Origin of the sequence: Tabrizicola sp. (assembly GCF_030694085.1) — a bacterium.
In the GTDB taxonomy this organism is placed as follows: Bacteria; Pseudomonadota; Alphaproteobacteria; order Rhodobacterales; family Rhodobacteraceae; genus Tabrizicola.
On the sequence record NZ_JAUXZE010000093.1, the window covers coordinates 293,920 to 303,156 of the forward strand.

General features: G+C 65.6%; 7 protein-coding genes and 1 pseudogene. 6 read left to right on the plus strand and 2 right to left on the minus strand.

Annotated elements, in window-relative coordinates; all coding sequences use genetic code 11:
* Positions 1-127 precede the first annotated feature (127 nt).
* The gene (locus Q8M85_RS22445) at positions 128-1,105 is read right to left on the minus strand and encodes a CoA ester lyase (protein ID WP_305548998.1); all 978 of its coding nucleotides are present in this window, start codon (positions 1,103-1,105) and stop codon (positions 128-130) included.
* 81 nt (positions 1,106-1,186) lie between these two features.
* Entirely contained in the window at positions 1,187-1,789 is a 603-nt protein-coding gene (locus Q8M85_RS22450) for a response regulator transcription factor (protein ID WP_305549029.1), read from the minus strand.
* A gap of 311 nt (positions 1,790-2,100) precedes the next feature.
* Between Q8M85_RS22450 and Q8M85_RS22455 the strand changes: the two genes are divergently transcribed.
* From Q8M85_RS22455 to glyA, 6 genes and pseudogenes are all read left to right on the plus strand, one after another.
* A complete protein-coding gene (locus tag Q8M85_RS22455) occupies positions 2,101-3,348 on the plus strand; it encodes an aminotransferase class V-fold PLP-dependent enzyme (RefSeq protein WP_305549001.1) in 1,248 nt (415 codons plus the stop codon).
* A gap of 12 nt (positions 3,349-3,360) precedes the next feature.
* A complete protein-coding gene (locus Q8M85_RS22460) occupies positions 3,361-4,551 on the plus strand; it encodes a malate--CoA ligase subunit beta (RefSeq protein WP_305549004.1) in 1,191 nt (396 codons plus the stop codon).
* Positions 4,551-5,444, plus strand: a complete 894-nt coding sequence (gene sucD / locus Q8M85_RS22465; RefSeq protein WP_305549007.1) for a succinate--CoA ligase subunit alpha — start codon at positions 4,551-4,553, stop codon at positions 5,442-5,444. The genes Q8M85_RS22460 and sucD overlap by 1 nt, the downstream gene beginning before the upstream one ends.
* 14 nt (positions 5,445-5,458) lie before the next feature.
* Positions 5,459-6,427, plus strand: a complete 969-nt coding sequence (locus tag Q8M85_RS22470; RefSeq protein ID WP_305549011.1) for a D-glycerate dehydrogenase — start codon at positions 5,459-5,461, stop codon at positions 6,425-6,427.
* Entirely contained in the window at positions 6,427-9,078 is a 2,652-nt protein-coding gene (locus Q8M85_RS22475) for a phosphoenolpyruvate carboxylase (protein WP_305549014.1), read from the plus strand. Before Q8M85_RS22470 ends, Q8M85_RS22475 begins: the two co-directional genes overlap by 1 nt.
* Positions 9,079-9,096: 18 nt before the next feature.
* Positions 9,097-9,237, plus strand: a pseudogene (glyA, locus tag Q8M85_RS22480) (serine hydroxymethyltransferase); the annotation flags it as partial.

A 9,237-nucleotide genomic window follows, 5' to 3' on the forward strand; every position in this document is an offset into this window, starting at 1 on the left:
GCAGACCGACAGGGGGCGACCGCCAATCCGGCAGTTCTGAGCAGAGCTTGGTTAAACAGGTCTGAACGCCCACAGCCAAGGGCTTGAAATTGCAGCGGTGTCCAGACCCGTCCTGCGTGGACAGCCCTTATCCCGCCGCGATCTGCCTGGCCTTCTGAACCAGCACTTCCGCCTGCCGGATCGAAGCATAGTCGATCAGCCGCCCGTCCAGCGAGACGGCTCCCTTGCCCTCGGCCGCCGCCTGCTCCATCGCCGCCAGGATCCGCTGCGCCCGCGTGACCTCGGCCTCCGAAGGGCTCATCACTTCGTTCGCCAGCGCGATCTGCGACGGATGGATCGCCCATTTCCCCTCGCAGCCCAGCACCGCCGCCCGCTTCGCTGCTGCCCGGTAGCCATCGGGGTCCGAAAAGTCGCCGAACGGCCCATCCACCGGCCGCAGCCCGTTCGCCCGCGCTGCCACCACCATCCGGGCCAGCGCATAATGCCACATATCGCCCCAGTGGACCGCGCGGGAGCCATCTTCCAGGGTGTCGGTCAGCACCGAATAATCCGGGTTCACCCCGCCGATGATCGTCGTCCGCGCGCGCGTGGAGGCCGCATAATCCGCCACCCCGAAGTGCAGGCTTTCATTCCGCTTCGACGCCCCCGCGATCTCGGTGACGTTCTGCATACCCAGCGCGGTCTCGATGATATGCTCGAACCCGATCCGCTTCTTCAGACCCTTCGCGTCCTCGATCTGGGTGACCATCATGTCGACCGCATAGACATCGGCTGCCGTCCCGACCTTCGGGATCATGATCAGGTCCAGCCGCTCGCCGGCCTGCTCCACGACATCCACCACGTCGCGGTACATGAAATGCGTGTCCAGCCCGTTGATCCGCACCGACATGGTCTTCTTGCCCCAGTCGAGCTCATTCAGCGCCTTGATGATGTTCTTGCGTGCCTGCGCCTTGTCGTCCGGCGCGACAGCGTCTTCGAGGTCGAGAAAGATCACATCCGCGTCCGACGCGGCGGCCTTCTCGAACATCTGGGGGGCGCTGCCCGGAACGGCCAGCTCGCTGCGGTTCAGGCGCGCGGGCGCCTGTGTGATGACGTGGAAAGACATGTTGGGCTCCTAAGTCAGGAGCTGCACCCACTCTACGCATCGGCGAAGCAAGCCCACTTCGTCAAGCCGGAAAATGCACACCTACATCTCTCCGCGCGACGCCCGGTTGGAATAATAGAACGCAATCGCCTGCGCGCGGTTCTTGACGGACAATTTCTCGAACAGGTTCGACAGGTGAAACTTTACCGTATTCGCGCTGATTTCCAGGTCCCGGGCGAGCTCCCGGTTGGTCAGCCCCTTCGACAGTGCTTCCAACAAAGTCCGCTCCCTTGGCGACAGCGATTCAATCGGGTCCTGCTTCAACCCTCGAACGTCCAGGAAGGGGAACACCATCTGCCCCTTCGCCACCGCCGCACAGGTCTCCAACAGCCGCTCCACCGATTCGGAGCGTGAGACGAACCCCGCCGCCCCCGCCGCCATCGCTTTCCTGGGGATGTCCCCGGTGTCTTCGGCATAGACCACCAGACGCGGCGCATTTGCCTGGGTGCGCAAAACATCGATCAGCCGCGCGCCGCCCAAGGCTGGCAGGTTCCAGTCGATCACCCCAACCTGCACCGGCATCCGCATGGCCATGCCCAGGAACCCCTCGGCCGTGGCCGCCGTGGCCACCAAAGAGAATCGGCGATCCTTCTCGAAGATTTCCGACATGGCTGCCAGCATCAGGGGGTTCGCGTCCGCCAACATCAGCGTTACCGCTACCATCTTCTGCTCGTCATCCCAAAGGGCCATAAGATGCTCCTGACCCTACCCACTCGGGTAGGTAGTTTCGGTATACCGCCGCATATCAACCGCTTCAGGTAGGGGTAAACCCACCCAAATAGATATCCATTGGCAGGATATACGACTGTTGCGGGATTTGTCGACTGCCGCTTTCCTATGCGTAAGGACCAACGTCCAGGCAGACCCCGCGACACTTTCTTCCGCTGCACCCGGAAGCGTCGCCGGTCCCGCCCAGATGACGGTCCAAACGCCACAGGCCTTGGGAGGGGCGCCGCATGACCGACACCGAACTTTTCCCGCAACTTGTCATCCCCGAGACTTTGGCCGCTGGCCCCGGTCCCGGCAACACCGACGCGCGGGTTCTGGCAAGCTTCGCCAATGCGGGTCTGGCCGATCACATGCAGGCCGACGTCCTGCGTGGGATGATCGAATCTAAGCACATGCTGCGCCAAGTCTGGGGCACCACGAACACCTACACCTTTGGCGTCGCCGGGACGGGCTGGAGCGGCCTTGACGCCCTTTTCTCCGCGATCCTGCCAGGCGACACGGTGGTCTGCTTCGTGAACGGCACCTTTTCCGGCATCGACGCCCTGACCGTCCGCACCCGCGCCGCAACCCGTGAGGACCTGAAGGCCAACGCGCTGGACCCCAAGCCCGCGAACGTGACCGTCATCCAGGTCCCGCACGGCCAGTCGGTCACTGCCGAGATCATCGAACAGGCGCTGGCCCAGCACAAACCCACCTGGGCCACGATGGCGCATTGGGAAACCGGCTCGGGCCGGATCAACGACATCCAGGGCTTCTCGGACGCCTGCCTCAAGCACAACGTCATGGGCCTTGTCGACGCCGTCTCCTCCCTCGGGATCGAGGACTTCTCCATCGATGACTTCCCCGGTGTCGTCGGCTGGGCCTCATGCCCGCAGAAGGGCGTCCTTTGTCTGCCCCTGACCTACGCCCCGGTCAGCTTCACCGACCGCTACATCGCCCATCTGCGCGAAAACGGCTGCTACACCTTCGTCCACAACCCGATCTTCGAGGCCCGCCACTGGGGCATCGTCGACGGCAAGGACGTGGCCGCAGGCACCTATCACCGCACCCATTCCGGCTATGCCGTCGCCGCCTTCCACGAGGCGCTGCGCATCAACCTTCAGCACGGCCGCGCCCAGAAGGCCGCGGACTATGCTCACCACGAGGCCGCCCTGCGCGCCGCTGTGCAGGCCCTGGGGTGTGAGGTCACGTCCAACATGACCAGCCTCGTCGTCCTGAACCTGCCCGGCGCGCTTGCCGGCCGCGAGAAGGAACTGGTGGCATCGGCCCGCTCCAAGGGCTTCGGCATCTGGCCGACGCTGTCGGAACCCGTTCAGGTCCGCATCGGCATCCTGAATCAACTCTCTGAGGCCGCGATCACCGAGATCGTGACCCGCTTTGCCGCCGAGATGAACGCGATGGGCGCGAATGTCGATGTGGGCCTGGCGCTGCAAGCGCTGGAATCCCACTACGCCGCCGCCCTCGCCGCCGAATAACGGGAGGAACCAATGGACATCCACGAATACCAGGCCAAGGAAATCCTTGCCAAATTCGGCGTCGCCGTGCCTGCGGGCGCGCTCGCCTACAGCCCCGAACAGGCGGCCTACCGGGCGCGCGAACTCGGGGGCGACCGCTGGATCGTCAAGGCCCAGGTCCATGCCGGGGGCCGCGGCAAGGCGGGGGGCGTGAAGCTCTGCAATTCCGAACATGACATCCACGAAGCGACCGAAGGCATGTTCGGCCGCAAGATCGTGACGCACCAGACCGGCGCCGAGGGCAAGGGCATCTACCGCGTCTACGTCGAGGCCGCCGTCGCCTTCAACCGCGAGATCTACCTTGGCTTCGTCCTCGACCGTTCGTCCCAGCGGGTGATGATCGTCGCCTCCTCCGAAGGCGGGATGGAGATCGAGGAAATCTCGGCCTCGCGCCCCGACTCGATCGTGCGCTCCACAGTGGAACCTGCCGTCGGCCTGCAGGAGTTCCAGGCGCGCGAGATCGCCTACAAGCTGGGCATCCCCGCTGCCTTGACGCAGCAGATGGTCCGCACCTTGCAAGGTTGCTACCGCGCCTTCCGTGACCTTGACGCGACGATGGTCGAGATCAACCCGCTGGTCGTCACTGCCGACAACCGCATCCTCGCGCTTGACGCAAAGATGACCTTCGACACCAACGCGCTGTTCCGCCACCCGCAGATCGCCGAACTGCGCGACAAGTCCCAGGAAGATCCGCGCGAAAGCCGGGCCGCCGACCGGGGCCTCGCCTACATCGGCCTGTCGGGCAACATCGGCTGCATCGTGAACGGTGCGGGCCTCGCGATGGCGACGATGGACACGATCAAGCTGGCCGGGGGCGAACCCGCCAACTTCCTCGACATTGGCGGCGGGGCGACCCCCGAACGTGTGGCCAAGGCCTTCCGTCTGGTGATGTCCGACAAGAACGTGCAGGCGGTCCTTGTGAACATCTTCGCCGGTATAAACCGCTGCGACTGGGTGGCCGAAGGCGTCGTCCAGGCCCTGCGCGCCGAACCCGTGGACGTCCCCGTGATCGTCCGCCTTTCCGGCACCAACGTCGAGGAAGGCCAGAAGATCCTCGCCCAATCCGGCCTGCCGATCATCCGCGCCAACACGCTGATGGAGGCCGCCGAGCGCGCCGTGATCGCCTGGCAGAACGACCGCAAGCAAATGATGAGGGCCGTGTGATGAGCATCTTTCTCGACCGTTCCAGCCGCGTTGTCGTCCAAGGCATCACCGGCCGCATGGCGCAGTTCCACACCAAGGAAATGCTCGACTACGGCACCAACGTCGTCGCGGGCGTTGTGCCCGGCAAAGGTGGGGAAACCGTCATGGGCATCCCCGTCTTCAACACGATGAAAGAGGCCGTCGCCGCCACGTCCTGCGACACCTCCCTCGTCTTCGTGCCGCCACCCTTCGCCGCCGACAGCATCATGGAAGCCGCCGACGGGGGCATCCGCTACTGCGTCTGCATCACCGACGGCATCCCGGCCCAAGACATGATCCGGGTAAAGCGCTACATGATGCGCTATCCCCGCGAACGCCGCATGGTCCTGACGGGCCCAAACTGCGCCGGCACCATCAGCCCCGGCAAGGCGCTTCTGGGGATCATGCCGGGCCACATCTACCTGTCCGGCAATGTCGGCATCGTCAGCCGCTCGGGCACCTTGGGGTATGAGGCCGCCCAGCAGTTGAAGGACCGGGGCATCGGCATCTCCACCTCGGTCGGCATCGGTGGCGACCCGATCAACGGCTCGTCCTTCCGCGACATCCTGGAGCGGTTCGAAACCGATCCCGACACCCACATCGTCTGCATGATCGGCGAGATCGGCGGGCCGCAGGAAGCCGAAGCCGCCGCCTATATCCAGGAGCATATGACCAAGCCCGTCATCGCCTACATCGCGGGCCTGACCGCCCCCAAGGGCCGCACCATGGGCCACGCGGGCGCGATCATCTCGGCCTTCGGCGAAAGCGCGTCGGAAAAGGTGGAGATCCTGACCGCCGCTGGGGTCACCGTGGCCGAGAACCCCTCGGTCATCGGCGAAACCGTTGCACGCGTCATGGCCAAGCGCGCCGCGTGATGGGGGAGGGGAGGATGCAAAAGCCCAAGGTCCTGGTCACCCGGCGCTGGCCGCAGGCGGTCGAAGCGCAGATGGCCGCGAACTTCGACGTCGACCTGAACAGCGCGGACACACCGCTGTCCCAGGACGACTTCCGCGACGCAATGACCCGCTATGACGCCATCCTCCCCACCGTCACCGACAAACTTCCGGCGGCTGTCTTCGACAGCAGCCCCCGGACCCGCATCCTCGCCAACTACGGCGTCGGTTTCGCCCACATCGACACCGAGGCCGCCAAGGTTCGCGGCATCGCCGTCACCAACACGCCCGACGTCCTGTCGGAATGTACCGCCGACATCGCGATGACGCTCCTTCTCATGGTCGCCCGTCGGGCAGGGGAAGGTGAGCGTGAACTCCGCGAAGGCCGCTGGACCGGCTGGCGCCCGACGCACCTGATCGGCACCAAGGTCTCTGGCGCGACGCTTGGCATCATCGGATTCGGCCGCATCGGGCAGGCCATGGCCCAACGCGCCCACTTCGGCTTCGGGATGCGGATCATCGTTCATAACCGCTCTCCGGTCCCGCCCGAGGTCCTTGCCCGCTACAACGCCACCCAGGTTCCCACCATCGAGGACCTCCTGCCGCAGGCAGACTTCGTCTCGCTTCACTGCCCCGGCGGTGCGGCCAACCGGCACCTGATCAACGCCCGCCGCCTTGACCTGATGAAGCCCTCCGCCTTCCTCATCAACACCGCGCGGGGCGAGGTCGTGGATGAACACGCCCTTTCCCAATCCCTCTGGTTCGGCACCATCGCCGGCGCGGGCCTCGACGTCTTCGAACGTGAACCTTCCGTCCCCGACGCGCTTCTCAACGCCGACAACCTCGTCCTTCTTCCGCACCTCGGCTCGGCCACCCGCGAAACGCGCGAGGCGATGGGCTTCCGTGTCCTTGAAAACCTCACAGCCTTCTTCGACGGTCGATCCCCCCGAGACCGGGTCGCCTGATGCCCGCCGCCCAACAACTGACCGATCCGCTGGCCGAGGACGTCGACGACTATACCGCGTCCCTGCGTCAGGACCTCCGCCGTCTGTGGAGCAATGTCATCCAGCGCCGCGCGCCCGAGGTCCTCTATGCCGCGTTGACGCCGGCAGCCCATCTCCCGTCTGATCAGGCTGCGATCCCGTTGATGCAAGCTGTGAACATCTGGTTCCAACTTACTAGAATAATTGACGAAAACGCTGCCATGCGCAGCCGCCGGTTGATCGAGGCGACGCAAGGCGCACAAGCTGTGGATGGCAGTTTTTCTGCCGCGCTGGCGGCCATGGACCCCGGCCTCAGCCGCGAGGATTTCGCCCAGCTTTCCACCCGTCTGTCGGTCGGCCCCACACTGACCGCCCATCCGACGGAAGCCAAGCGCGTCACCGTCCTCGAGATTCACCGCCGCATCTACCGGCTCCTCGTCTCGCTTGAAACTCAGCGTTGGACGCCGCGCGAACGCGAAGACATTCTGGCCGACATCGAATCCGAAATCGACCTGCTCTGGATGACGGGCGAACTTCGGATCGAACGTCCTCGCCTTGCCGACGAGATCGAATGGGGCCTGCAATTCTTTCGCGACGCGCTTTTCGACGCCATTCCGCAACTTTTCGACCGCTTCACCGCCGCCGCCACTGACCGCTTCGGCGAGGGACTGGCGATCATGCCCTGCGTCCGCTTCCATTCCTGGATCGGCGGCGACCGGGATGGCAACCCGAACGTCACCACCGCAACGACCCGCGACGCGCTTGAACGGTCGCGCCGTGCGGTCGTCGATCGCTACATCGACGCCGCCCGGACCGCTGCCGCGCGGATCAGCATCACGACCCGGATCATGCCGATCCCGGCCGCGCATGACGCTCGAATCCAGGCCATCCTCGGCCTCCGCGCCACCGACCTTGCCACCCGCAACCCGGGCGAGATCTTTCGCCAGGCGCTCACCGCCATCGCTGACCGGCTTCAGGCGATGCTTGACGGCGGGGCAGGGGGCTACCCGTCGATCAGCCATTTCCTGACGGACCTGCGCAGCCTGGAAGACGCTCTTCATGCAATCCGCGCCGACCGCCTGGCCGCCCGCTACATAACGCCGCTCCGCTGGCAGGCACAGGTCTTCGGCTTCCGCACCCACACCCTCGACGTCCGGCAGAACTCCACCGTGACCACCGCTGTCATCACAGAACTTTGGTCCCTGACGGGTGACGCCCCCACCTACGGCACTGTCGACTGGTCCCGCCGCCTGCGCGACGAACTTGGCCGCGCCGACCTCGCCCATGCTGACCGGGACCGGCTGACCCCTGAAGCCCGCGAACTCCTCGACCTCCTCGCCCTGATGCGGCACGCCCGCATGTCCGAGGACCCCGAGGCCATCGGTCCGTTCATCCTGTCGATGACCCGTACTGCCGACGACATCCTTGGCGTCTTTCTTCTTGCCCGGCACGCCGGCTTGGGGGCCGAAAAGCTGGACCTCCAGGTCGTCCCCCTGTTCGAGACGATCGACGATCTCCGCCGCTCGCCCGAGGTCTTCGATGCTGTCCTGAAGGTCCCCCTCGCCGAACGCTCCCTGCGGTCCCGCGACGCGACGGTCGAAGTGATGCTTGGCTATTCGGACAGCAACAAGGACGGCGGTTTCCTCTGTTCGACCTGGGAACTGGACAAGGCGCAACGCCGACTGACCCAAAGCCTCGCTCGCCACCGACTGCGGCCCGTGTTCTTCCACGGTCGCGGCGGTTCGGTCAGTCGGGGTGGGGCACCGACCGGCCGCGCCATCGCCGCCCAACCCGTCGGCACCGTGCAGGGCCGTCTGCGCATCACCGAACAGGGCGAGGTGGTCTCGTCGAAATACGCCAACCGCGGCACCGCTGTCGGCAACCTCGAACTCCTCGCCGCCTCGGTCCTGAGCCACCTCCCCATCCGCGTCCAGCCTGCCGCCGATCCCGAACACATCGACGCGCTGGAAGCCCTCGCGGGCCTTTCACAGACCGCCTACGTCAACCTCCTGCAGATGCCCGGCTTCCTCGACTACTTCCAGCAGGCCAGCCCGGTCGAGGAGCTGGCGATGCTCAAGATCGGCTCTCGCCCGGCCCGCCGCTTCGGCGCGCGCAGCTTGGCGGACCTCAGGGCGATCCCCTGGGTCTTCGCCTGGTCGCAGAACCGCCACATGATCACCGGCTGGTACGGCTTCGGCTCGGCCCTACGCGCCTTCCGCCAGGTCCGCGGCCCCGCCGCCGACCACCTCCTCACCGAGATGTACACGCGCCACCCGCTCTTCCGCCTGATGGTGGACGAGGTGGAAAAGTCCCTGATGCTGACCGACATGGACATCGCCGCGGCCTATGCGGGCCTTGTCGAAGACGAAGCCATCCGTACTCCGATCCTCAGCCGCATCCAGGCGGAGCACTCTGCCGCTTTGGCAGGCTTGCGCGACATCACCGGCACGGTGCTTGGCCTCCGCTTCCCGAAGATGCAGGCCCGTTGCGAGGACATCCGCCCGCAGCTTGACCGCCTGAACCGACTTCAGATCAGCCTTCTTCGCCAGTCCCGCCAAGGGACGGGCGGCACGACCGTCCCCCTCATGCAATCCATGACCTGCATCGCCTCCGGCCTCGGCTGGACCGGCTGACCCAAAAGGAGCCCCCCCATGAACGCTTCCCACCGCGACACCGGCTTTTTCACCGAACCCCTGTCCTCGCGCGATCCCGAGCTTTTCGGCGCGGTCACTCAGGAACTTGGCCGCCAGCGCCACGAGATCGAGCTGATCGCCAGCGAAAACATCGTCTCC